The 25668-nt window shown below is 59.9% G+C and carries 18 protein-coding genes; 8 read left to right on the top strand and 10 right to left on the bottom strand.

What is annotated here, in order from left to right:
- From aat to ACIQT8_RS04850, 5 genes are all read right to left on the bottom strand, one after another.
- Nucleotides 1-612 carry a leucyl/phenylalanyl-tRNA--protein transferase gene (gene aat / locus ACIQT8_RS04870; protein ID WP_400964006.1) on the bottom strand — a complete coding sequence of 204 codons (612 nt, stop codon included), beginning with the start codon at nt 610-612 and terminating at the stop codon, nt 1-3.
- A 2-nt stretch (nt 613-614) separates the two neighbouring features.
- On the bottom strand, nt 615-1958 hold the full coding sequence (accC, locus tag ACIQT8_RS04865; protein WP_138795518.1) for an acetyl-CoA carboxylase biotin carboxylase subunit: 1344 nt from the start codon (nt 1956-1958) through the stop codon (nt 615-617).
- A 12-nt stretch (nt 1959-1970) separates the two neighbouring features.
- Nucleotides 1971-2459: an acetyl-CoA carboxylase biotin carboxyl carrier protein gene (accB, locus tag ACIQT8_RS04860; protein ID WP_138795517.1), complete on the bottom strand. Its 489-nt coding sequence runs from the start codon at nt 2457-2459 to the stop codon at nt 1971-1973.
- A gap of 27 nt (nt 2460-2486) precedes the next feature.
- Complete coding sequence (aroQ, locus tag ACIQT8_RS04855) at nt 2487-2924, bottom strand: type II 3-dehydroquinate dehydratase (protein WP_400964003.1); 438 nt, start codon at nt 2922-2924, stop codon at nt 2487-2489.
- Between the two features lie 125 nt (nt 2925-3049).
- On the bottom strand, nt 3050-3817 hold the full coding sequence (locus ACIQT8_RS04850) for a DsbA family protein (RefSeq protein WP_138795515.1): 768 nt from the start codon (nt 3815-3817) through the stop codon (nt 3050-3052).
- A 173-nt stretch (nt 3818-3990) separates the two neighbouring features.
- On the opposite strand from ACIQT8_RS04850, the gene ACIQT8_RS04845 reads away from it, so the two are divergent.
- Nucleotides 3991-5154: a pyridoxal phosphate-dependent aminotransferase gene (locus tag ACIQT8_RS04845; protein WP_262525399.1), complete on the top strand. Its 1164-nt coding sequence runs from the start codon at nt 3991-3993 to the stop codon at nt 5152-5154.
- A gap of 16 nt (nt 5155-5170) precedes the next feature.
- Here ACIQT8_RS04845 and ACIQT8_RS04840 read toward each other — a convergent pair whose 3' ends face one another.
- Nucleotides 5171-5857, bottom strand: coding sequence for an ArsR/SmtB family transcription factor (locus tag ACIQT8_RS04840; protein WP_400964001.1), 687 nt, complete (start codon nt 5855-5857; stop codon nt 5171-5173).
- A gap of 74 nt (nt 5858-5931) precedes the next feature.
- On the opposite strand from ACIQT8_RS04840, the gene ACIQT8_RS04835 reads away from it, so the two are divergent.
- Both ACIQT8_RS04835 and ACIQT8_RS04830 read left to right on the top strand, forming a co-directional pair.
- Nucleotides 5932-6258, top strand: coding sequence for an NIPSNAP family protein (locus ACIQT8_RS04835; RefSeq protein ID WP_138795512.1), 327 nt, complete (start codon nt 5932-5934; stop codon nt 6256-6258).
- Nucleotides 6255-6605 carry an antibiotic biosynthesis monooxygenase family protein gene (locus ACIQT8_RS04830; protein ID WP_400963999.1) on the top strand — a complete coding sequence of 117 codons (351 nt, stop codon included), beginning with the start codon at nt 6255-6257 and terminating at the stop codon, nt 6603-6605. Before ACIQT8_RS04835 ends, ACIQT8_RS04830 begins: the two co-directional genes overlap by 4 nt.
- Nucleotides 6606-6705: 100 nt before the next feature.
- Here the strand turns inward: ACIQT8_RS04830 and ACIQT8_RS04825 are convergent, their stop codons facing one another.
- Nucleotides 6706-9594 (bottom strand): ribonuclease E/G, encoded by a 2889-nt coding sequence (locus ACIQT8_RS04825; RefSeq protein WP_400963997.1) that lies wholly within the window; start codon nt 9592-9594, stop codon nt 6706-6708.
- 646 nt (nt 9595-10240) lie between these two features.
- Between ACIQT8_RS04825 and ACIQT8_RS04820 the strand changes: the two genes are divergently transcribed.
- From ACIQT8_RS04820 to ACIQT8_RS04805, 4 genes are all read left to right on the top strand, one after another.
- The gene (locus ACIQT8_RS04820; RefSeq protein ID WP_138795509.1) at nt 10241-11500 is read left to right on the top strand and encodes an N-acetylmuramoyl-L-alanine amidase; all 1260 of its coding nucleotides are present in this window, start codon (nt 10241-10243) and stop codon (nt 11498-11500) included.
- 303 nt (nt 11501-11803) lie between these two features.
- Complete coding sequence (locus ACIQT8_RS04815) at nt 11804-14263, top strand: penicillin-binding protein 1A (protein ID WP_138795508.1); 2460 nt, start codon at nt 11804-11806, stop codon at nt 14261-14263.
- Nucleotides 14264-14361: 98 nt separating this feature from the next.
- A protein-coding gene (prfB, locus tag ACIQT8_RS04810; protein WP_178340580.1) for a peptide chain release factor 2 occupies nt 14362-15493 on the top strand; the annotation gives its coding sequence in 2 pieces (ribosomal slippage) (nt 14362-14430 and nt 14432-15493; 1131 coding nt in all).
- A 77-nt stretch (nt 15494-15570) separates the two neighbouring features.
- Complete coding sequence (locus ACIQT8_RS04805) at nt 15571-16041, top strand: isochorismatase family protein (protein ID WP_400963994.1); 471 nt, start codon at nt 15571-15573, stop codon at nt 16039-16041.
- A 31-nt stretch (nt 16042-16072) separates the two neighbouring features.
- On the opposite strand, the gene ACIQT8_RS04800 is transcribed toward ACIQT8_RS04805, so the two are convergent.
- Together ACIQT8_RS04800 and ACIQT8_RS04795 are read right to left on the bottom strand one after the other, a co-directional pair.
- The gene (locus tag ACIQT8_RS04800; protein ID WP_138795505.1) at nt 16073-16579 is read right to left on the bottom strand and encodes a hypothetical protein; all 507 of its coding nucleotides are present in this window, start codon (nt 16577-16579) and stop codon (nt 16073-16075) included.
- An 11-nt stretch (nt 16580-16590) separates the two neighbouring features.
- On the bottom strand, nt 16591-17364 hold the full coding sequence (locus tag ACIQT8_RS04795) for an NAD kinase (RefSeq protein ID WP_138795504.1): 774 nt from the start codon (nt 17362-17364) through the stop codon (nt 16591-16593).
- A gap of 331 nt (nt 17365-17695) precedes the next feature.
- On the opposite strand from ACIQT8_RS04795, the gene ACIQT8_RS04790 reads away from it, so the two are divergent.
- Nucleotides 17696-18610, top strand: coding sequence for a PhzF family phenazine biosynthesis protein (locus ACIQT8_RS04790; protein WP_262525408.1), 915 nt, complete (start codon nt 17696-17698; stop codon nt 18608-18610).
- 109 nt (nt 18611-18719) lie between these two features.
- Here the strand turns inward: ACIQT8_RS04790 and ACIQT8_RS04785 are convergent, their stop codons facing one another.
- Complete coding sequence (locus ACIQT8_RS04785) at nt 18720-25481, bottom strand: hypothetical protein (protein ID WP_400964392.1); 6762 nt, start codon at nt 25479-25481, stop codon at nt 18720-18722.
- Nucleotides 25482-25668: the final 187 nt, after the last annotated feature.

Raw genomic sequence — 25668 nt, 5'->3', positions numbered from 1 at the left:
TCAGAATGGCAGGCTTGGCCGGTTCACGGCAGCCTCGAGCATCTTCACATATTCAGCCTTGGGAACGTCAATGGCGCCGAACGTCTTCAGATGGTCGGTGGTAAATTGTGTGTCGAGCAGGGTGAAGCCCTGTGCGCGCAGACGTGCGACCAGATGGACGAGGCAGATTTTCGACGCGTTGGTGCGCCGTGAAAACATGCTCTCTCCGAAAAATGCCGAGCCGAGAGAGACCCCATAAAGGCCTCCGACAAGTGTATCGCCTTCCCACGCTTCAACACTGTGGGCATGGCCGATCTGGTGCAGTTCCGTGTAAAGATTGCGGATCGTCTGGTTGATCCAGGTGCTTGGCCTGTCAGGCGCTTCGGCCGCACAGCCCGCCATCACGCCTTCGAAATCCGTATCGAAACGGATGTCGAACGGCCGTTTGCGGATGGCCTTGCCGAGACTCTTGGAAACGTGGAACGTATCGAGCGGGATGACGCCCCGCAGCTCCGGCTCGACCCAGAACAGCTCTGGGTCATCCGCCGAATCGGCCATGGGAAACAGGCCGACGGAATAGGCGCGCAGCAGAATATCGACGTTGAGATCGTTATTTCTGCCGCGCCGTCCCATTCTTAGTGTGCGTCACCGGCCAGATATTTTTCCAGCCAGTGGATGTCGTATTCACCCTTCAGGATGTCTTCGTTCTGCAGAAGATCCTGGAACAGCGGCAGGGTCGTCTTGATACCGTCAACGACAAACTCGTCCAGCGCGCGGCGCAGACGACGGATGCATTCGTCACGGTCGCGACCGTGAACGATCAGCTTACCGATCATGCTGTCGTAATAAGGCGGGATCTTGTAGCCCTGATAGGCACCCGAATCCACGCGCACGCCGAGACCGCCGGGCGTATGGAAATAGGTGAGGGTGCCCGGAGACGGAACGAAGGTGCGCGGATCTTCGGCGTTGATACGGCATTCGATGGCGTGGCCATGGAATTCGATATCGGCCTGCGTCACCGAAAGGCCCTGGCCGGAAGCGACGCGAATCTGCTCCTGCACGAGATCCATGCCGGTGATGGCTTCGGTGACCGGATGCTCCACCTGAAGACGGGTGTTCATTTCGATGAAATAGAACTCGCCGTTTTCGTAGAGGAACTCGATCGTGCCTGCTCCGCGATACTTCAGCTTGCGCATGGCGCTCGCGCAGATCTCGCCGATTTCCATGCGCTGTTCGACCGTCAGGGCCGGAGAGTTAGCCTCTTCCAGAACCTTCTGGTGACGACGCTGCAGCGAGCAATCGCGTTCGCCAAGGTGAATTGCATTGCCTTCACCATCACCGAAAACCTGCACTTCGATGTGGCGCGGCTTGCCGAGGTACTTTTCCATGTAAACGGCGTCGTTGCCGAAAGCGGCAGCCGCTTCGGAACGGGCCGTGTTCACGGCTTCGTCGAGATCGGCTTCGGTCTTGGCGACCTTCATGCCGCGTCCACCGCCGCCGGCGGTTGCCTTGATCAGAACCGGGAAACCGATCTGTCTGGCAATTTCCAGCGCGTTTTCAGGCTTCACTTCGCCATCGGAACCGGGAACAACGGGAATGCCGAGTTCCATAGCCGTCTGCTTGGCGGTGATCTTGTCGCCCATGATGCGGATGTGCTCGGCGGTCGGCCCGATGAAGGTAATGCCGTGCGCATCGAGAATATCGGCAAACTTGGCGTTTTCCGACAGGAAGCCGTAGCCGGGGTGAACCGCATCAGCACCGGTGATCTCGCAGGCTGCGACGATCTGGTGGATGTTGAGGTAGCTGTCACGCGACGGCGGCGGGCCAATGCACACGCTTTCGTCGGCCAGGCGAACATGCATGGCGTCCGCATCGGCCGTGGAGTGCACGGCGACGGTCGAGATGCCAAGTTCCTTCGCAGCGCGCAGCACGCGAAGGGCGATTTCGCCGCGGTTGGCTATGAGGATCTTCGAAACCATTGTGGACCGCCTTTATTCGATGACCACGAGGGCTTCACCATACTCCACGGGCTGTGCGTCGTTGACGATGATTTCCACGACCTTGCCGGACTTCGTTGCCGGAATCTGGTTCATGGTCTTCATGGCTTCAACGATGAGAAGCGTCTGGCCTTCCTTGACGGTGGCGCCGACTTCGATGAACGGGCGAGCGCCCGGAGCAGGCGACAGGTAAACCGTACCGACCATCGGCGAGGTTACGGTGTTGGCCGGGTTGCGGGCAGGGGCCGCAGCCGCTGCTGCCGGTGCGGCAGGCGCAGCAACAGCCGCAGGTGCGGCAACCGGTGCTGCCGGAGCGTAGGCGACTGGTGGTGCAGCGTAGACCGTTGCAGGCGGGGCAGAACGGGAAACGCGAATGCGCAGGTCGTCCTGCTCGACTTCGATCTCGGAAAGGTCGGTGTCGTTGAGGATGTTCGCGAGTTCGCGGATCAGTTCCTTGTCGATACCGTTTTTCTTTTCAGACATGACAAACCCTATTCTGATTGTTTCTTTTTATGCCGTGATATTCTTCAGCGCGTTGAGCGCCATGATGTAGCCGTATGGCCCGAAACCGCAGACCATTCCCTTGGCTGCGGGGGCAATCATCGACTTGTGACGGAATTCCTCGCGGGCGTGGATGTTGGAAATATGAACTTCCACCACGGGAACGGAAATGGCGCGAATGGCATCGTGCAAAGCAATCGACGTATGGCCATAAGCACCGGGATTGATGACCACGCCGACTGCATGGTCGCCTGCTTCATGCAGCAGATCGACCAGCGCGCCCTCATGGTTGGACTGATGGCATTCGACGGAAAATCCGAGTTCTTCGCCGGCCTTGATGCAGTCGTTTTCGATGTCCTTCAGCGTTTTGCCGCCGTAAATACCCGGCTCCCGCTTTCCCAACATGTTGAGATTGGGTCCGTTCAGGACGAAGATCGTGTTGCTCATTCGTGGTTCCACAAGAAAATCAGCGACACCTATAGACTGCACAGCTTCGAAGGAAAAGCCCCTGAACACCGTAAAGCACCGGGTTGTCCGGCAACTTCAGGGTTTATGCAGGGGCTTTTGAGAAATCAGGAGCAGGTGGCCTTACCGCAGGTGCGCATATTGGCGATCTTCTCTTTCAGCGGTGCGGCACCAACGGCGCCGAACACGGCCTCCGTGCCGACGATATAGGACGGCGTTCCGGTGATGCCGAGATTGTTGGCGAGCTGGTAGGCTTCCTGCACCTGCGCGTCGTTGGGGTTCTCTTCCATGGACTTGCGGATATCCGCTTCCTTGAGGCCGAGAGAGGTCGCAACTTCCATCGCGCTTTCTTCATTGGCGCGGCCGCGCGCACCGAGCAGGGTGCGCTGGAACTCCGGATATTTTTCCGGCGAGAGAAGTTTCACGGCATTCGAAACCCGGTGGGCCGCGACCGATTCCGGTCCGAGAATCGGAAATTCCTTCAGAACGACACGCACTTTGTTATCGGACTTGAGAATGTTGTCCATGTCGCTCATGGCGCGTTTGCAGTAGCCGCAATTGTAGTCGAAGAACTCGACCAGTGTGACATCGCCTTCGGGATTACCGAGCGCCAGATCGTATTTTGATTCGAAAATGGCCTTCTGGTTGTCGGCCACCGCTTCGGATGCCTTGGCGTTGCGCGCCGCATATTGCTTGCGCTCCAGCGCATCCTGCACCTCAAGCATGATCTCCGGGTTCTCGATCAGGTATTGCTTGATGAATTCGCCCATCTCCTTCTTCTGCTGCGCGTCAAGCGCGTGCGCAGGCTGGAAGGCAAAAACGGTCGAAAGGGCCGTGATGCTGGCGAAAACGGTTGAACGGAGAAGGTGCGCCATATCGGTCCTCGTCATGTGTGTGGGCAGTGCCACTGGAATATCACTCTGGCACTTACCTTACCTTAAGCCAAATATCATACGGCAAAAATAGTTGTCCTCATTATGATCGCATCATTGTGAAGACTGCGATTTTGCGGCAAGTCTCGAAAAACATTTCAGGAAAGAAGACGCCATTGATAACGATGTCGAAGCGAAGCGCGGTTGAACCCTTCCATGCCATGGACATTCTGGCGGAAGCGAACCGGCGCAAGCAGGCAGGCCGTCCGGTGATTTCGATGGCCGTCGGCCAGCCGTCTCACCCCGCGCCAAAGGCTGCACTCGCTGCCGCCGAGACCGCGCTGAAACATGGCCGCATCGGTTACACCGACGCGCTTGGCCTGCGTGATCTGCGTGAAGCGATCGCCGGCCACTATCAGCGCCGCCATCAGGTCTCGGTCGATCCCGCCCGCATTGCGGTGACCACAGGATCTTCGGCCGCCTTCAATCTCGCTTTTCTCGGCCTTTTCGATGCGGGCGACCATGTCGCAATCGCAAGACCCGGTTATCCTGCCTACCGCAACATTCTGAAGGCCCTCGGCCTCAATGTCGTGGAGGTGCCAGTCACCGCCGAAACCGGCTACACGCTGACACCTGCAAGCCTGGAGCGCGCCGAAACCAAGGCGGGCTGCACGCTGAAGGGCGTTTTGCTGGCAAGCCCGGCCAACCCCACCGGCACGGTAACGGGACGCGAGGCGCTGAAACGCCTGTCTGCCTATTGCGACAGCCGCGATATCGCCTTCATCTCGGACGAGATCTATCACGGCCTGACCTTTGTCGGTGATGAGACCAGCGCGCTCGAAATTACCGACAACGCCGTCGTCATCAACTCGTTCTCCAAATATTATTGCATGACCGGCTGGCGTATCGGCTGGATGGTGCTGCCGGAAAAACTCGTTCGCCCGGTCGAATGTCTTGCGCAAAGCCTCTACATTTCCGCGCCGGAACTGTCGCAGCTCGCGGCTGCGGCCGCGTTTTCGGCCGAGGCTGAACTGGATGTCTACAAGGAAAGCTACCGCACCAACCGCGATTTCCTGATGGCGCGCCTGCCGGAAATCGGCCTGCCGCTGGCATCTCCGATGGACGGGGCCTTTTATGCCTATGTCGACACCAGCCGTTATTCCAATGACAGCATGGATTTTGCAAAGCGCATGCTGGCTGAAATCGACGTGGCGGCAACGCCAGGCATGGATTTCGATCCGGAAGAAGGCCACCGGGCACTCCGCATTTCCTATGCGGGGTCGGTGTCGGATATCGCCGAAGCTGTCGGTCGCATTGCCGGCTGGCTGAAACAGGGCTGACGTAGCCTAGACCCTGTTATTCCGCAGCATCGCATTGAAAGGTGCTGCGGAAAGCCTTCTCGCCCTTGGTGGTGAAGGTCAGCACACGGCCTTGTCCGCGTCGTATCCAGTCGCGGCTTTGCATGGTCGACAGCAACGATGCACCAAGTCCGCCGCCGAGGTGATGGCGACGTTCGCTCCAGTCCAGGCACTGCAGGCAGATGGGACGGCGGCTTTTCTCCAGCGTCGTAAGATCGATGCCGAAGTCTTCGAAAAAATGGCACCCCTTGTCGGTCAGGGCAGGGTCATCGCCATCGGTGACAAACCCTTGCGCGATGATGGCGTTGAGCAGCGTGACACCGCTTTCGCCAGCCAGATGATCATAGCAGACGCGCGCTTCGCGCAGCGCCTTGTCTTTCGGGCCGGTCCGCACCCGCACCGCCCCGGTGCGCTGGGCAAGGCCCATCAAGGCCTCCAGAACCTGCGCAACATCTTCGTCGGAGAGCCGGAAGTAACGGTGGCGTCCCTGCTTTTCGGCTTTCAGAAGATGCGCGTCGGAGAGTTTCGACAGATGGCCGCTGGCGGTTTGCAGTGTGACCCCGGCCGCCTGCGCAAGCTCGCTTGCCGTCAGCGCACGCCCATCCATCAGCGCCGTCAGAATGTTGGCGCGGGCAGGGTCGCCGATCAGTGCGGCAACATTGGCGATCATCGGTCCATCCTTCATACTTCGATCATAGCCGAAGCATCGACGCGCAGCAATGGCGTAAACAGGGGCATGTCACATCAAGGGAGATTGCCATGCTGACCTGTTTCATTCGTTATGAAATCGACCCGTTCAAGGTCGACGCCTTCAACCAGTATGCCCGCAACTGGGGGGAGGCCATTCCGCGCTGTGGTGCCGATCTGATCGGTTATTATGCCCCGAAGGAGGGATCGAGCACCGTTGCCTATGGCGTTTACAACATCGACAACCTTGCCGCCTACGAGACCTATCGCGCCCGTCTGGCCGCCGATCCGCTCGGTCGCGAAAATTACGAGTTTGCCAGGCGCGAGCAGTTCATTCGCCGCGAAGACCGGCTGTTCCTTCAACTCGCCTCCGCGCCGCATGGGGTGGGCGGGAGATGATCGCTGTCATCTTCGAAGTCTGGCCGGCGGAAGGCGAACGACAGCATTATCTGGATATCGCATCCGCGCTGCGCGCCGATCTTGAGGTGATCGACGGTTTCATCTCCGTCGAACGGTTCCAGAGCATCGTCAATCCCGACAAGATGCTGTCCCTGTCCTTCTTCCGCGACGAGGCGGCAGTGAAGGAATGGCGCAACCGCAGCGGCCACAGGGCCGCCCAGTCTGCAGGGCGTTCAGGTGTCTTTGCCGATTACCGGCTGCGGGTCGCCAGCGTCATGCGCGACTACGGTCTGAACGAAAGAGACCATGCACCGTCCGACAGCCGTGCGATGCACGAGAACAACTGACGGCTGGACCGGTACCCTTCGCTGAACCGCACGTCTCTGCACAAAAGAAAACGCCCGCAATGTTCGTTGCGGGCGTTTTTCAGTGTCTATTCGCTTGGTCTCAGAAGAAACCGCGGCGCTGCCACCAGCCGCCCTTGCGCGGCTTCGGCTCATCGCCGTCATTGCCGGACGAGGTCACGACTGGCTCGGACGTGGAGACGTTCTCACCACGGTTGGCACGGGCAGTCTTGCCTTCGGCTTCGGCTTCCGTTTCCGGTGCAACCGTTTCAGCGCCAAGGTCTGCCGAGGCTTCGCCGGCTTCCTCGATTGCCACTTCGGCAACGGTCTGCTCGACGATCACAGGCTCGACCGTTTCGACTTCAACAGCCTTCGGTTCGTCCTCGACCTTCGCCTTGGCCTTGCGGGTACGGCGTGGCTTCTTCGGCGCTTCTTCGGCTACCGGTTCTGCAACGGCTTCTACAACTTCGACAACCTCGACATCTTCGGCAGCGGCGACCGGAGCTTCCGCCTCGTCGCTTTCTGCTTCGCCGTCGGCCTGCTGTTCGCCATCGGCATCAAGAGCTTCGTCTTCCGCACGGTTGCGACGACCGCCACGCTTGCCGCGACGACGACGCTTGCGCTTGCCGTCTTCATCGGAAGCAGCGGCATCGCCTTCTGCAACGGCATCCTCATCGGCATCCACGCCATTGTCTTCGTCGGCATCGGACTCATCGCCAGCACCGTCTTCGGAACCTTCGGCCTGATTGTCTCCGCCCTGGCCGTTCTGGCCGCCCTTGCCGCGACGACGACGACGACGCTTGCGCTTGCGCTTGCCATCTTCGCCATTTTCGCCCTGCGGCTGGCGGGCTTCGGCGCCCTGAGCCTTGACGATTTCTTCTTCGTCCTCGTCCTCTTCGATCTCGATGACGATATCGTCTTCTTCTTCGGCGAAGTCGGGCAGGGCCTGCAGCAGGCTTTCGATCTTCACCGGATTTTCGACGGCTTCGCCACGGTCGATTGCGAAGTGCTGTGCACCAACGCTGGCATCGGCTGCGATGATGATCGAGACGCCGAAGCGGCCTTCATAATCGACAATCGTGCCACGCTTGTGGTTGAGCAGGTAGAGCGCTGTCTCAGGCGTGGTGCGAACGGTGATGTTGTGCGTCGTGTTGCGCAGCAGATATTCCTCGACGCCACGCAGTACGTGCAGCGCGATGGACGATTCCGAGCGAACGTGGCCCGTGCCGCCGCAATGCGAGCAGACCTGGGTGGTCGATTCCAGAACCGATGCGCGAATACGCTGGCGCGACATTTCCAGAAGGCCGAAATGCGAGATGCGGCCGACCTGGATGCGGGCGCGGTCGTTCTTCAGGCAATCCTTGAGCTTTTTTTCGACAGAGCGGTTGTTGCGCTTTTCTTCCATGTCGATGAAGTCGATGACGACAAGACCGGCAAGGTCGCGCAGGCGAAGCTGGCGGGCAACTTCTTCAGCGGCTTCAAGGTTGGTCGTCAGCGCGGTTTCTTCAATCGAATGTTCGCGGGTCGAACGGCCGGAGTTCACGTCGATCGAAACCAGAGCTTCCGTCTGGTTGATGATGAGATAACCGCCCGACTTCAGCGTGACCTGCGGCTGCAGCATGCGGTCGAGTTGGGCTTCGATGCCCGAGCGCGAGAAGATCGGGTGAATGTCGCGGTAAGGCTGGACCACCTTGGCGTGGCTCGGCATCAGCATCTTCATGAAGTCTTTCGCTTCACGATAGCCGTCTTCACCCGAAACGATGATCTCGCCGATATCCTTGTTGTAGAGATCGCGGATCGAGCGCTTGATGAGCGAACCTTCCTCGTAAACGAGGCAGGGGGCCGTGGAGTTCAGCGTCAGCGTGCGGACGTTTTCCCAAAGGCGCATCAGATATTCGAAGTCGCGCTTGATCTCGACGCGGGTACGGTTGGCACCAGCGGTACGCAGGATCACGCCCATGCCCTGCGGCACCTCGAGATCGCGTGCGATTTCCTTCAGGCGCTTGCGGTCGGCCGGCTGGGTGATCTTGCGGGAAATACCGCCGCCCCGTGCCGTGTTCGGCATCAGAACCGAATAACGTCCTGCCAGCGACAGATAAGTGGTCAGAGCCGCGCCCTTGTTGCCGCGTTCTTCCTTGGCAACCTGCACCAGAAGGATCTGGCGACGCTTGATGACTTCCTGAATGCGGTACTGCTTGCGCGGCTTGCGCGAAACGCGATCAGGAACTTCTTCCATGGCGTCTTCGGCGCCAACGGATTCGATCACTTCCTTTTCGTGGTGATCGTCGTCGTCATCGTCGTCGTCGTTGTTATCGCGACGAAGACCTTCGACTTCTTCAGAAATCGTGTCGGCATCCACCATGGCGGCCATTTCGCCACCGGTGCTGCCATCATCCTCGGAAGAGCCTTCTACGGCTTCAGCCGCTGCTTCGTCTTCCGCGACCTTCTTCTTGGCGCGGGGACGGCGGGTGCGCTTCTTCGGCTTTTCTTCTTCGACAACGGCGTCTTCTGCGACCGCTTCAACAGCGACGGCTTCCGCTTCCGTTTCGGTGACTTCGGCAACCGGTTCTTCGCTTGAAACGGCAACCGCTGTTTCTTCGCTCGCCACAATGCCGACATCCGGCTGGTCTACCTGCGACAGATCGACGGCAGGTGCGCCCGGTTCCGGTGCGTCAGCCGATTCGAAATCGTCGCTGCGGCGATGATCCTCGGCTTCGGCCTTCAGCAGTGCCTGACGGTCGGCAAGCGGGATCTGGTAATAGTCAGGGTGAATTTCCGCAAAAGCGAGAAAGCCGTGACGGTTCCCGCCGTAGTCGACGAAGGCCGCCTGAAGCGAAGGTTCAACGCGGGTTACCTTGGCAAGGTAAATGTTGCCGCGAATCTGCTTCTTGTGTTCCGATTCGAAATCGAATTCCTCAATCCGGTTTCCACGGACGACTACAACGCGCGTCTCCTCTTCATGGGAGGCGTCGATAAGCATTTTGTCTGCCATGTAAGCTGTGCTCCTCGGCGCAGCCTTGTATTATACGAGAACAGGCCCGCCGGGAGGACGGGCCTTTCATATGAGTGCAAGGATGTGCCGGAAATGAAGTCTCCAGCCTGACCTCCGTAAACTGGCAGCATCCGGACCGACGGCGAGGCGCTGGGCCTGCTCCTGGTATCCGGTTCATATGAAAACTGCTGCGACATCTTGGGCCAGGCGGAACGACAATAATATATAGACCCCTTGGGGTCCGATGAATTTGCTCTCCTCAGAGCGGCGGTGGCAACGCCACCGGGTACGTTTCCGGACAGTTCCGGAATTGATCCAGTTTCAGGATAAATGTAACAACGGCAGATGATTACCCGCTTTTGCGGCGCCAGCTTCTAAGTCGATTGGCAGCCGGCGGGCGTCTATCCCGTCAACACTTTTAACCCTCTCCCGTGTTGTATGTTTTCTCTGTCATAATAGCAATAGGCTGGCTAAATATGCCATATTGTTGGTGGAATTGGCGGGTTAAGAATTGGTTCATCAACGCCTGCGATTTTGGTGCCAAATGGCGCAAAGGCATATGCGTCGGGGCTGAAATAGCCACAAACCGGCGTCAACGCGGCGTTGTTCGTGCAAATGACTGAAATACGGATTTTTTTAGAAGACCATGATTTTCTATCGAGGATCAGCCTTTTCGGGTGAGACAAGAGCGTTTGGCGCGCGAATCGCACGTCTGGCGTGCGTCGTCGCGTTGTCTTTCGTCGTATCGATTCCAGGGCTCCGCGCTGCATCGGCCAATGGACCGCTGGTCGCGCATCAGGCCCGCATCATCGGAGACGAGGCGCGCACGCGTATTGTTCTCGATTTCGCCGAAGAGCCGGAGTTCGATATTCACTATCTCGACTCGCCGACGCGTATCGTCGTCGATTTCCCCGCCGTGAACTTTGCCTTCCCGGCATCCGATCTTGCCGCGACCGGGCTGTTTTCGGATATCCGCTTCGGCAGCATGGGCGAGGGCAACGCCCGTATCGTCCTGACGGCGAAGAAACCGGTCAAGGTGGCCGTGGCCGAGGCAAAGCCCGGCGAAGATGGAAACTCCTATCGTTTCGTTCTGGATACGGAGATCACCACCAAGGCGAAATTCGCCGAACTGCTGAAGACGCAGCAATGGCAGACGCCAGCGCCGGTTTCCACGGCCTCCATTACCCCTGATGACAAGACATCGCGCACCAATGACTTCGTGATTGCCGTCGATGCCGGTCATGGCGGTATCGATGCCGGCGCATCCGGCAGCACAACCGGAACGGAAGAAAAGATCATCACGCTGGCTTTCGCCCGCGAGCTGGCGGAGCGCCTGAACCGCGAACCCGGTGTGAAGGCGTTCCTCACCCGTGATTCCGATACGTTTCTGGCGCTTTCCGAACGCGTGACGCTGGCCCGGCAGAACAATGCCAATCTCTTCATTTCGGTTCATGCCGACACGCTGAAGCAGAAGGGTATTCGCGGCGCCACCGTCTATACCTTGTCCGACCGCGCCTCCGACCGCATGGCGCAGGAACTGGCGGAACGCGAAAACAAGTCCGATCAGATCGCCGGCGTGGCCGCCTCGAGCGAGCCGCCCGAGGTTGCCGATATCCTTCTCGATTTCACCCGTCGCGAAACCCAGGCGTTTTCGGTGACGCTGGCGGAAAATATCGTTTCCTCCTTCGAGGGGCAGGTGGGTCTCATCAACAACCCGCATCGTTACGCCGGTTTCATGGTTCTGCGTGCCCACGACGTGCCGTCTGTTCTGCTGGAACTCGGATTTCTGTCCAATCCCGAGGACGAGAAGCTTCTGCTTGACACCGAATGGCGCAAGAAGGTTGCCGATACGCTGGCAAAAGCCGTCGGTCGTTATCGTGAAAAGGCGATGGCAAACGGCGGCTGACGAAATTTTGCGAGCGCCTGCAATCCGTTGTATCATCGCCATAGTGCAACAAAACCATGGGTTCTACACAGGGTAAAACAGGCGGGAGCCCTATTTTACTCACAATCGACGCGTTACTCGGAGGTCGGATTCGGCGATAGTCGGGACGCGGCCTTTGTCGATCGTGTGGTAACATATCGGCGAATGCAGCGCATTCGGCTTGTCATTGAAGGTATGGTGTGCAAAACGGCACCCGATATGCAAGGATACGTCCCGATATCGATGGGCGTTGATGGTTACGATTCGAATTATCGGTAGCTTGGTATGATCAGACTTATTGGATATTTCTTCGGCTTGGCCTGCGTGCTGTTTCTGTGCGCCGCCGCCGCCGGTGCAATTTATTTGCGCGGCGTGTCGCAAGACCTGCCGGACTATGCCGTACTGAGCACCTACGAGCCGCCGGTAACGACCCGCGTGCACGCCGGTAACGGTGCGCTGATGGCGGAATATGCGCATGAAAAGCGCCTCTTCCTGCCGATTCAGGCGATCCCGGACCGTGTGAAGGCAGCGTTCCTCTCCGCCGAAGACAAGAATTTCTACAACCATCCCGGTATCGACGTCTGGGGTCTTGGCCGCGCGATCCTCGTCAACGTCCAGAACCTCGGTTCCGGCCGTCGCCCGGTCGGCGCATCGACGATCACCCAGCAGGTCGCCAAGAACTTCCTTCTCACCAACGACCAGACCTTCGACCGCAAGATCAAGGAAGCGATCCTGTCCTTCCGCATCGAGCAGACCTACTCGAAGGACAAGATTCTCGAGCTTTATCTCAACGAGATTTTCTTCGGTCTGAATTCCTACGGTATCGCTGGTGCGGCACTGACCTATTTCAACAAGTCGGTCACCGAACTGACGATTGCCGAAACGGCCTATCTCGCCTCTCTGCCGAAGGGCCCTGCCAACTATCATCCCTTCCGTCGTGAAAAGGCTGCCCTTGAGCGCCGCGACTGGGTGATCGACCGCATGGCCGAAAACGGCTACATCACCGTTGCCGACGCCACCGATGCCAAGAAGCAGCCGCTCGGTGTCAACGTGCGTCGCGGTGGCGCCCATATCTTCGCCTCCGACTATTTCGCCGAGGAAGTCCGTCGTCAGATCGTTGAAAAATACGGCGAAAAGGCTCTCCTCGAAGGCGGCCTTTCGGTTCGTACCTCTTTCGATCCGCAGGTTCAGCTTGAAGCTCGCAAGGCGCTTCAGGATGGCCTCGTTGAATATGACGAGCGTCGTGGTTATCGCGGCCCGATCGAGCAGATCGATACGACCGGTGACTGGAGCGCGGCTCTCGCCAAGATCAAGGGCCTGCGCGACGTTCCCGAGTGGAAGGTCGGTGTGGTTCTGGCGGTTGCCGCAGACGGTCTGACCATTGGCGTTCAGGCCGATCCTGATGCCGAGGACGAAAGCGGCGACAAACGGACACGCGGCCATATCGCCCCTGAAAACATGCGCTGGGCTTATCGCGACGCCAATGGCAAGCGCTCGACGGCAAAATCGCCGGTCGGCGTTCTCGCACCCGGCGACGTCATCTATGCCCAGCCGCTGAATGCCACGGGCAGCGAATACCGTCTGCGCCAGCCGCCGAAAGTGCAGGGTGGCATGGTGGTGATGGACCCGCATACCGGCCGTGTTCTGGCCATGGTCGGCGGCTTCTCCTACGGCCAGTCGGAGTTCAACCGTTCGACGCAGGCCATGCGCCAGCCGGGTTCCTCCTTCAAGCCGTTCATCTACGCGGCGGCGCTGGACAATGGCTACACGCCTGCATCCGTTATTCTCGATGCGCCGATCGAAGTCGTCTCAGGCGGTCAGGTCTGGAAGCCGCAGAACTACGGCGGCGGTTCGGCTGGTCCTTCGACGCTGCGCCTCGGCATTGAAAAGTCGCGTAACCTCATGACCGTGCGTCTGGCGCAGGACATGGGCATGAACGTCGTCGCCGAATATGCCGAACGTTTCGGCATCTACGACAAGATGCCGCCGCTTCTGGCCATGTCGCTGGGTTCGGGTGAAACCACTGTCATGCGCATGGTATCGGCCTATTCGGTCATTGCCAATGGCGGCAAGCAGATCAAGCCGACCCTGATCGACCGCATTCAGGACCGTTACGGCAAGACAATCTTCCGTCATGAAGAGCGCGCTTGTGAAGGCTGCAATGCGACGAGCTGGCAGAACCAGGACGAGCCCGTCATCGTCGACAACCGCGAGCAGGTTCTCGACCCGATGACCGCTTACCAGACGACGTCGATGCTGGAAGGCGTTGTTCGTCGCGGTACGGCTGCGGGCAAGATCCCGGTCAATGACCGCCCCGTTGCAGGCAAGACCGGCACGACCAACGATGAAAAGGACGCCTGGTTCGTCGGTTATACGCCGAACATGGTTGCGGGCCTCTATATCGGCTTCGATTCTCCGGCCCCGCTCGGTCGCGGTGGCACCGGTGGTTCCTTGTCGGCGCCGATCTTCGGTGAGTTCGTGGCTGATTTTGCCAAGCATACGGAGCCGAGCCAGTTCATCGTGCCGGAGGGCATGAAGTTCATCGCCGTCAACCGCAAGACCGGTATGGCAGCCATGGAAGGTGAACCTGACACGATCATGGAAGCCTTCAAGCCCGGCACGGGTCCGGCCGACAGCTTCTCGGTCATTGGCGGCATGGACGGCTATATGTCTCAGGAAGATATTCTGAAGACATCGCCACAGGCCCAGCAGGCCATCACCGGCGGTGGCGGCGGCCTTTATTGATCCGTCATCTAGGAGTTCGTAAGGGGCGCGGTCTTTACATCCGCGCCCCTCGCATTTATTTGAGCAGCCAGTTTCAAACAAGGTGAAGAACCAGCGAAATGCGCAATGAAATTGTGAACGTAGTCGACGAAATCAAGCAGGCCATAAGCCTGCTGAGGAGGCATCTTTGACTGGGACCAGGCGATAAGACGACTGGACTGGTTGAATAACAAGGCAGAGGACCCGACCCTCTGGAACGATGCCGCAGAAGCCCAGAAGCTGATGCGCGAGCGCCAGCAGCTTGATGACAGCATCAGCGGCGTGAAGGCGCTTGAGCGTCAGTTGAGCGACAACATCGAGCTGATCGAACTCGGCGAGATGGAAGGCGACGACGAAATCGTCAAGGACGCCGAAGACGCGCTGAAGGCACTGAAGAACGAGGCCAACCGCCGTCAGGTGGAAGCCATGCTGTCGGGCGAAGCCGATGGTAACGATACCTATCTCGAAGTGCACTCCGGCGCCGGCGGTACCGAAAGCCAGGACTGGGCCAATATCCTGCTGCGCATGTATACGCGCTGGGCGGAACGCGAAGGCTTCAAGGTCGAGGTTCTGGAAGTTCATGACGGCGAAGAAGCGGGCATCAAGTCCGCGACGATCCTGGTCAAGGGTCACAATGCCTTCGGCTGGCTGAAGACCGAATCGGGCGTACATCGTCTCGTCCGTATTTCGCCTTACGACAGCAACGCCCGTCGTCATACGTCGTTCTCGTCCATCTGGGTCTATCCGGTGGTCGATGATTCGATCCAGATCGACATCAACGAAAGCGATTGCCGCATCGATACCTACCGTTCCTCGGGTGCGGGCGGTCAGCACGTTAACACCACGGACTCGGCTGTTCGTATCACGCACATTCCGACCGGTATCGCGGTTGCCTGCCAGCAGGAACGCTCCCAGCACAAAAACCGCGCCAAGGCGTGGGAAATGCTGCGCTCGCGTCTTTATGAGGTCGAGCTTCAGAAGCGCGAAGATGCCGCCAATGCGCAGGCTGCATCCAAGACGGATATCGGCTGGGGTCACCAGATCCGCTCTTACGTTCTGCAGCCTTACCAGTTGGTCAAGGACCTGCGTACCGGTGTGGAAAGCACGGCACCTGGCAACGTTTTGGACGGCGATCTGAACGAGTTCATGGAAGCGGCTCTTGCCCATCGCATCAGCGGTGGCGCGGGCGTGGATGTCGCCGACATCGATTGATGAAGGCTGACAGACCAGTGTCGTAGAATTCGCCCTTCGCAGAAAACTGCGGGGGGCTTTTTTGTTTGGAGGAATGCGTGAGACAGGCTCTATACATCGTCGATGTTCAGCCAAGCTTCAATCCACCGGCCGCGCTGGTCACGGAGATTGCCCGACTGGCGACGACCATGCCAAGTGCGGCGAGCGTCGAACGCCATGATGAGGCCATCACGCCCTTCGAACGGCAACTGGGCTGGAAACCGGGCCGGGACGATGAGAGCCTGGTGCCGGCAGACCGGGTGTTCATCAAATACGGCTATGCGCCGCCGAAAGAGGCGATCGATTATCTTCGCTCGCTGAACGTGGAGCGTGTGCTCGTGTGCGGTATTCAGGCCGATACCTGCGTGCTCGCCGCCGGTTTTGCACTGTTCGATGCCGGTCTCACCCCGACCCTGCTGCCGTGGCTGACGGTTGGTTCCAGCCTGGACCGGAGCGGTGGGCTCGGCGAAAGGCTCTGGAAACATCATTTCGGCGCGGTGTTGTCAGGACCGAACGAACTGGGCCAGTAGAGCGGGGCGGGTTACATCCGGTCTTCCGGTCTCAGTTCGAGGCGCGCTCGATTTTCATTTCGCCGAGTTCATCGATGAGGATCGTCCAGCTTTCCGATTCCTTGGCCATCGGATCGGTCTTGAGGTAGACCGTTACAAACAGCCCCGGCGCGGTCGGTGCACCGTTGGAACTTTCGGGTCGAATATCCGTCACGTAAGACTTCATCTGATTGAATTCTTCCAGCTCGACCGTCTCGACGAGGTGCGGGCCATTGGCCGTAAAGGCAATGCGCTGCAGATAGATCTTGGCGGTTCCGTCGCCCTGTCGCAGCGCAATCACCTTGTAGTAACCGCGTGTCGGGGCGCTCGGTGGCGTTCTCTGGGCGTCAGCGCCGTTCTGCGCAGGGGCTGCGGGCGGGTTGGCGTCTTCCCAAAGGCCGCTGCTCGTCACGAAGATCGTGGAAACCGGCAGCGCATCGATCTCCTGCGTCTGCGCAGGCGCGCAAAGCGTGCTGGCGGCCAGAAACAATGTGGCAAGGAGCGTCAATTTCGGGTGCATGCGGGTCTTCGTCAGTTGGTGAATTGCTCGGCAAGAATGCGGTCGGACCATGAACGATCCGGGTCGGATAAAATCCGTGCTGTCCTGTCCTGCGATTGGGCGATCCTGACATGGGTTACGGATTTGACTTCCGTATGGTCCGCAACGGCATTGACGGGGCGCTTGTCGCGTTCGAGAACATGAATGTCGACCGTCACCTTATTCGGTAAAAGCGCACCGCGCCAGCGGCGTGGACGGAAAGCGCTGACAGGCGTGAGCGCCAGAAGCGGCGATTCCAGCGGCAGGATCGGTCCATGCGCGGAAAAATTATAGGCGGTGGAGCCGGCCGGCGTCGCCACCATCATGCCGTCGCAGATCAGCTCTTCCAGCCGCACCTTGCCATCCACCTCTACACGCAGCTTGGCGGCCTGGTGGGACTGGCGGAACAGGCTCACTTCGTTCATCGCAAGCGCGGTAAACTCGTCGCCATCGGAATCCGTTGTGGTCATGCGCAGCGGATGAAAATCATTGCCGGTTGCCACGGCAATGCGTTCGCGCAATCCCTCGATCTTGTAGTCGTTCATCAGGAAGCCGACAGAACCACGGTTCATGCCATAGACACGTTTTCCCGAGTTCATGGTTTCGTTCAGCACCTGCAGCATGAAGCCGTCACCGCCGAGAGCCACGACGACTTCGGCCTCTTCAAACGGCATATTGCCGTAAAGTGCCGTCAGCTCCTCGAGCGCGGCCTCGGCGTCCTCGGTTTTTGCAGCGACAAAGGACAATGAAGAGCTAGGACGCGACATTCGCTTTCCTTGACAATGTCGCGGGACAGAGATGACACGCGAAAATGTGGGTAACTTGTTGAGGCAACTCGCAATCTTCCGGTCTGCAGGCGAATCGTCGACGAAAATCCGCCGATCCTTCGCAGGTATATTTTCCTTGGTACATGAAGAGCTTATGTCGCGACAAGCTATTTTGACCGAGATCGGTTCTGCGAGGGTCTCTGCACCAGATCCGGTCCACAGCTTGTTGTTTTTACCTGCGCGCCGAGGGTTGCGATGCGCTTTCGTCTGGGGCAGGTTGCTCGACACCAACATGCGCCGACATGAATTGACGTCTGGCAGGAGGCAAAGCGTGGTTCTGAACTACTCAATCTATGATGTCTTTACCGAAACAAAGATGGCCGGAAATCCTCTGGCTGTCATGTATGGCGGCGAAAGTCTCGACGATGCGACCATGCAGGCCATTGCCAGGGAAATGAACCTGTCCGAAACGGTATTCGTCAATCCGTCGTCCAATCCGGCCCATGCCGCATCGCTGCGCATCTTCACGCCGTTTGGCGAGTTGCCCTTTGCCGGGCATCCGACAGTCGGATCGGCGGTGGCAATTGCCGAGCGCCAGCATGCGGCCGGCGGTGATCTCGACATGGTCAGCGTGCTGGAGGAAAAGGTCGGACCGGTCCGCTGCGCGGTGAAAATCCGTGAGGGTGCGGCAAGTTTCGCCGAATTCGACCTGCCGCGCAAATCTTCGCGCGTCGACCTGCCGCTCGACAACACCAGGCTCGCCGACGCGCTCGGCGTCAGTGAAGGTCATATCGGTTTCGAAAACCACGTGCCCTCGGTCTGGACGGCCGGCGTGGCTTTCCTGCTGGTACCGCTGCACAATCTGGCTGCCGTACAGGAAATGGAGTTTGACGCCAGCCTGTGGCTCAGAACAGCCCCGCTGGTCGAAGGACGCCTCGCTGCGGCGTTCATCTATTGTCGCGGTGGCATCAACCACGCCGCAAAGTTTCATGCCCGCATGTTCTCGCCGGAAATGGGCATTCCCGAAGATCCGGCAACGGGCTCTGCCGTGGCGGCAATGTCCGGCGCCATTCATTATTTCGATGGCCTGTCCGACGGCCAGTATCCGCTGTTGATAGAGCAGGGTGTGGAAATGGGCCGCCCGTCGCACATTCATCTGCGCATGGACATCAAGGACGGCGAAGTCGCCCGCGCCCGCATCGGCGGCAATGCTGTCCGCGTGGCATCGGGTGTGTTCGAACTCTGACGCAGAAGGGCCGGGCAGCACACGCCGTCCGGCCAGATCCATTCATAGCCGCAAAAGAAAACCCCGGTCTTTTCGACCGGGGTTTTTGTTTGTCCAGCGTAGCGTCGGATCAGTTGAACCGACCCGCCGCATGGGCAAGCATCGTATAGACCTTGCCGGTATCCGAGGTGAGGTAGGACTGCGTTACGGTGCGGTCGCGATCCGTGCGGGCCACGTCGGCCAGCAGCTTCTCAAAATCGGCGATGTAACGGTCAACCGCGGTGCGGAATTCCTGCTCGCGATCATACTTGCGCTTGATCTCGTCAAACGTCTGCTGGCCCTTCAGCGTGTAGAGACGACGCGTGAATACGTCGCGCTCGCCGCGCTGGTATCGGCGCCACAATTCGACCGAGGCATCGTGATCGATGGCGCGGGCGATATCGACAGAAAGCGAGTTCAGCGATTCCACCATATGACGCGGGTTGCGGGTGTCAGCAGCGCGGGTCGGCTGCTCTGCAGCAGCGCGCGGTGCGGCTGCGGCAGGCGCTTCCTGACCGTCACGCGATGCGCCACGCAGCAGATCGCTGATCCAGCCACCACCTTCTTCACGACGTCCTGCCGGTGCAGGCGCGACGGGCTGGCGGTTTTCGATCGGCAGGTTGCCACGCAGGGCAGGCGCCGCTGCGGCTGGCTGCTGTGCAACACGCTGCTGAACGGGTGCAGGTGCAGGTGCTGGAGCAACCGGGGCCGGTGCTGGAGCAGGGGCCGCAGGCTGTTGACGCGCTTCAACGCGACGTTCGACAGGCTGCGTTGCCGCAATCGCACGGGCAACAGGTTCGGACACTTCCATCTGCTGTGTCGAGCGACCGACGAGCTGTGAAATGTCCTGCAGCGCCTTGATCTGTTCGGAGACGGCGCGACGCATGGCGGCTGCGCTTTCCTTGGCCTCTTCGGGCAGGTCGAAGGCACCACGCTTCAGTTCGGCGCGGGTCGAGTCGAGTTCGCGGCGGATATCGTGGCTGGAGCGGCGGATTTCGTCCGTGGCACCGGCAAAGCGGGCAACGGCCTCTTCCACGGCCTGACGCAGCGTGTCACGCATATTGGCGGCTGCGGCATTCGACTTTTCGGAGGCGCTGCCCAGCAGGGTGTCAACTTCCGAGAGCGACGATTCCACGCCACCGCGCAGGCGGTTGACAAGCTCGTCGGAGTATTTCTGCGCATCGGCCAGCGTGCTCTCGATCGAGCGGGTGGCATCCTGACCGGCGGAGAGCAGGGCGCCCCGCATGGTCTGTGCAGCCGAACGGGCCCGCTGTTCGGTTTCGTCCAGCGAACGGCCGATATCGGAGAACGAGGACTGCAGATTGTCACGCAGGTTGCCTGCAACATTCTGCGAGCGCTCTTCGGCGGCGGTGAGCGTGTCTTCCACCACGGTGACAACACCGCGCATGGAGTTTTCGATTTCTTCCGAGCGCTTCAGCAGGCCGACCGAGAGGCTGCGCAGTGCATCCTGACGTTCTTCCAGCGTACCGACGAGGCTCGACTGTGCCGCGTTCAGCAGTTCGGATGCCTGGCTCAGAACCTTGGAGTGTTCTTCGAAACGTCCAACTATACCGGCGACCTGTGCCAGCGTCTGACCGGAAATGTTCGACAGACGGTCGATCTTTCCTTCCAGCAGACGGCTGGAGCTGGACACCATATCGGCGGCCTGGGAAGCAGCTTCCGAAAAATGCGTCGCGGTCGAATTCAGAGCCTGATCTGCGGCGCTGAATTCCTGAGCGGCGCGTTCGACGGCAGAGTTGAACTTCGCTGCCGACTGCTCGACGATTTCCGCCATGCCGTTGTGCGTCTGAGACAGCATGTCCGTGCTCTGGCGGGTGGCGGCAACCAGCTTGTTGGCGGCATCGCTGCCGACACGGCCATACTTGTCGATACCCTGTTCCACGGCGTCGGCCATGGCGGTGTGGGTTTCGGACAGCATGTCGGTGCTCTGACGAGTTGCTGCGACGAGCTTGCTGGCGGCTTCGTTGCCGGCAGTGGCGTAATCGCTGATGGCCTGTTCGACCATGCCGACCATGCCTCTGTTGCTCTGCGTCAGAAGATCGGCACTCTGCTGTGCGGCGGAGACGATCTTTTCGGCGGCTTCGCGACCGATGGTGGCGTATTCGTCCACAACCGGCTTGGCCTTTTCTTCAATGAGGCGCGACAGTTCGGCAGACCGGCTGGCCAGCATCGAGTTGAGTTCGCGGGTGCGGTTGTCGAGTGCGGAGCGGATGGATTCGCCGCGTGCATCGAGAGCCGATTCCACATTGGTCAGGGTTTCGGAAATCACGCCAACCTGCGAGCGTACGACAGCTTCCGCCTCGGCCACCTTGTTGACGATGATGTTGCCGGCTTCCGAGAAGGTCTGGGCAACGGCCGCAGCCTGGCCCGAAAGGCGGGTCTGCGCATCCGAGATGCGGTTGACGATCTCGCCGGAGCGCTCTTCGATGGCCTTGGTGAAGGCTTCGTTCTGCGCCTGAACCTGCTCGACATAGTCGGAACCGGTCTTGGCCAGCAGAGCGGTGGAGCGTGTGGCTTCTTCGCCAATGCTTTCCGTGGCCGAGATAACGGCGCCGCGCAGGCTGAGCGCCAGATCGGTAGCCTTGCCTTCGATGGTACGGTTGACGTTTTCGAGACCGATCGTCAGCGCCCGGTCCATGGTGCCAAGGCGTTCGTCGATCTTGGCCGAACCGCTGTCGAAGGTTTCCGCCAGACGGCTGGTGCGGCTTTCGAAGGTATCGGCAACGCGTGCCGACTGCTCGTCGAGCAGGCCGGTGATGCGCTGTGCCGCGTCCTCGCTGCTGCGGGCAAAGGCTGCGGTCTTGTCATCAAGCGTTTCGGCGAAACGACGGCTCGCATCGTCGATGGCAGTGTTGACATTGCCGAGGTCGCCATGAACGCGCTCCTGCAGCGTGTCGAGGCTGACCTCGATGCGCGTGCCTGTCTCGTCCAGACGGTTGGTGATGTTGCCGAGCGAGGTTTCGATGCGGGTGGAAAGCTGGTCCGTCGCACCGCCGATTTCACGCGCGGCGTCGCTGATCTTGCCGGCAATGGCACCAGCACCGTTGCGAAGGCGTTCTTCGAGGCTTGCAGCGCTTCCGTCGATGGCTTTCTGCAGATTGTCCTGCTGCGTTTCGAGCGAGAGTTCGAGCATGCTGGCGCTGGAAGCGACCGTCGTGCCGATCATCATGGCCTGTTCGGAGAGCAGGTCGCTCATCTGCGTCGACGCGGAATTCAGCGTCGCGGCAATATCGGCATGGCGCTGGTCGAGGGTGGTGGCGATATCGGCCTGCGACTGCGACAGGCTCGTCTCCAGGCGCGAAACGCCTTCTTCAACGGTCTGCGAGAAGCGGCTGCTGCCACCTTCAACGGCGGTTTCGATGCGGTGGGCTGCACCGGCAACGCTGTCTTCGATCAGGCCGCTGTTGCGTTCCAGCGTGCCGGCAATGCGCTCGGCCTGCGAACCCAGCATGGTTTCAAGACGTTCGTGACCGCCGGCGAGGGCGTTCTCAAGCGTGAAGGCGGTTGCCTCCAGGCGCTGGCCAACACCGGAAGCCGCCAGCGAAAGCGAAGCGGACTTGGCATCGAGAGTTTCGGCGATGCGCTCCTCCGCACCCGAAATTGCCATGTCGAGTGCCATGGAGCGGCTGTCCAGCACGTCTGCGATGCGCTCTTCGGCATTCGAGACGATGCCGCTGAGTGCTGCCGTGCGGCTGTCGAGTGCCGAGGCAATACGGTCTTCGACACCGGAAACGACGTTGTTGAGGGCGGCGGTACGGCCTTCGATGACGTCGGCAATCTTTTCCTCGACGCCGGAGAAGGTCATGTCGAGCGCCATGGAGCGGCTGTCGAGCACATCGGCTATGCGCTCTTCGGCATTCGAAACGATACCGCTGAGTGCTGCCGTGCGGCTGTCGAGTGCCGATGCGATCCGATCTTCAACGCCGGAAACGACGTTGTTGAGGGCAGCGGTGCGACCTTCGATGACGTCGGCAATTTTTTCCTCGACGCCCGAGAAGGTCATGTCGAGAGCCATGGTGCGGCTGTCGAGAGTTTCGGCGATGCGCTCTTCGGCATTCGAGACGACGCCGCTGAGGGCTGCGGTGCGGCTGTCGAGTACATCGGTGATGCGCTCTTCCGCACCCGATACGATGGTCCTGAGCGATGCCGTGCGGCTGTCGAGTGCTTCGGTGATCTTTTCCTCAGCACCGGAGAAGGCCATGTCGAGGGCCATGGAACGGCTGTCGAGCACATCGGTGATACGCTCTTCCGCGCCCGAAACGATGGTCTGCAGCGATGCCGTGCGGCTGTCGAGTGCTTCGGTAATCTTTTCTTCGGCACCCGAGAAAGCCATGTCGATGGCCATGGAACGGCTGTCGAGCACATCGGCGATGCGTTCTTCAGCGCCTGAAACGACCGAGGTGAGGGCTGCCGTGCGGCTGTCGAGTGCTTCGGTAATCTTTTCTTCGGCACCCGAGAAAGCCATGTCGATGGCCATGGTGCGGCTGTCGAGTACATCGGCGATGCGTTCTTCAGCGCCAGAGACGACCGAGGTGAGGGCCGCCGTGCGGCTATCGAGCGCGTCGGCAATCTTGCCTTCGGCGCCTTCAACGATACCTGCCAGCGCAGAGGTGCGGTTATCGAGGGTTTCCGACAGACGTTCTTCGACATTGGCAAAGGTCATGTCGAGCGACAGCGTACGGCTGTCCATCGTGTCTGCAATGCGTTCCTCGACGCCGGAGATCGCGCTGGAGAGCGCCGCTGTACGACCATCGAGCGTATCGGCGATACGGTTTTCCGCGCCCGAAACAACTTCGTTGAGGGCTGCCGTGCGGCTTTCCAGCGTGTCGGCGATGCGGTCTTCGATGCCGGTAACAGCGCCGGTGATGGCGGCTGCGCGGGTTTCGAGCGTTTCGGTCAGGCGACGTTCAACATCGGCAACCACGTTGTTGATGGCCGCAGCTCTTTCGTCGAGCAGCGCGGCCAGATGTTCGGCCGTACCAGAGACGGAGCTGGTGATGGCCTGCGAACGGCTGGCAAGCGCCTCATCGAAGCGGTTCTGGCTGGCAGAAAGCGCGCCGAACAGGGCATTGCTGCGCTCTGCAAGCACGTTGTCGATCTTTTCATGCGTATCGGCAAATGCGCCGGTGATTTCGGCCGTGCGACGACCAAGAGCATCGCTAAAGGCGCGGGTGCGATCGTCAAGCGCGCTTTCGAGCATTTCCTGGCCGGTTCCGAGTGCAGTCGCCAGTGCCAGCGACTGATCGGTCATTGTCGAGCCAAGGCGCTCGATGCTGCCGTTCAGCATGGTGTCGAAGGCTTCCGAGCCGCCTGCAACGGTTTCGTTGATGCGAGCCAGGCTCTCCATCAGCTTGCTGTCGAGGCTGCCGGCACGCTGGTCGAAGGCGCTTGCAAATTCGGCAACACGCTCGTCGAAGGCGGAGTTGACCAGGCCGACGGTCGCCTGCAGGCGTTCTTCGAACAGACCCGAACGCAGATCGAGATCCATGATCGCGTCGTCTGCCGTGCTCTGCAGGTTCTGACGGAAGGACAGACCCTTTTCTTCCAGCGTCGCGCTGAGCTTGTCGAGAACGGTGTCGAGCGAGCCGCCAATGATCTGCTGGCCGCGGTCGATATTGCGGTTCAGTTCCAGCGTGCGCGTCGACAGGGTGTCGTTGAGCTGACGGGTGCGCTCTTCAAGCGCGCTGTTCAGGCTTTCTGCACCGCTATCGAGGGTGGAAGCGTGGATTGCAAAGCGCTCCAGCAACATTTCACCGCGCTCGTCGAGCGTCGAGGAAAGATTGTGCAGGCGCATGTCGAATTCATTGGAGAGCGCCGAGCCGGAGGTGTTCAGAGCCTGCAGCAGGTTTTCCGTCTTGGCGGCAATCAGGCTGCCCATGGCTTCGGTCGAAGCGCGCGATTTTTCGAGGAGTGCCGCCGAGCGCGTATCGATCATCGAAGCGAAAGCCTCGCCGGTGGTGGCAAGGCGCATCGACAGCTCTTCGCCGACAATCGACAGTTCTTCCTTGATCTGCTCCTGCGCGCCAACGATGGACGAGCGGATGCGTTCGGCGTGATTGACGATGGCGTCACGTTCCGCCGTCAGTTCCTGCACGAGGCTGCGAACGCGCAATTCGTTGTCGGCGTAGCTGCGCTCAAGTGCGTTGACTTCGGAGTGGACGAGGGTTTCGAGTTCGGTGGCGCGGGCAATGGTGCGCTCGATGCCGTCATTCATGGCCGAAACTTCGCGGCGAACCGCCTGGCCGACCGACATGATGCGGTCGGAGGCAACGGTTTCCGGCTCTGCCAGACGCAGGGCGACTTCCGCCATGGAGCGTGCGGCATTGCGAAGGTCACGGGCGCGCGCCATCATGATGGCGAAGGCGAAGAACAGCATGACCGGAACGATGATGCCGACAATGATCGCCATCAGGCCGGGGATAGCAGCGAGATCGGCAATCGATGCGATGTTCCACAGCGCGTTGCCGTAGAACAGATGCGCGATGCCGAGGCCGCCGATCGCCCAGATGACCGACATGATCGCCGCGTTGCGCAGCGCACCACCAATCGAGCCGCCTTCCAGCGATTTCAAAATCATCGCCGGGCTGCGTTTGGAGCCGTCATTGGCCGCTTCCAGATTGGGGGATTTTGGCGCCTGTTCGGCCGCAGCGCGCGCCGGTTCGGGTGCGGAACGCTGCTGTCTGCTGGCTTCCTTCAATCTGGCCTCCGGCTGCTTCGGCGTTGTAGATTTTCGCTGCTCCGGCGTGTCTTCAAAGGCGCCGAGTTGCAAGGCGTCTTCCAACGCCTGAAATGCAGTCTCGTCGACGGAGTCGCTAATCTTGTTGTTCGCCATGCGGTTACGCCTCGTTACACATACGCCCGGCTTCATGCCGTAGAACCCGTTTGCCGCCCGCAAACGAATTGCCGCCATCTGCCAACGGAAAAGCCCCTGAGAAAGGGAATCGATTCCGCTCATTACACATTCCCGGATGCTGGTGACCCAGCTTTCGGGCGAAATTACATCACTGTGCCGTAATAAC

The sequence above is a fragment of the Agrobacterium sp. NPDC090273 genome (assembly GCF_044772305.1).
GTDB lineage: Bacteria > Pseudomonadota > Alphaproteobacteria > Rhizobiales > Rhizobiaceae > Agrobacterium.
This window is presented reverse-complemented; position numbering and strand designations above follow the sequence as displayed.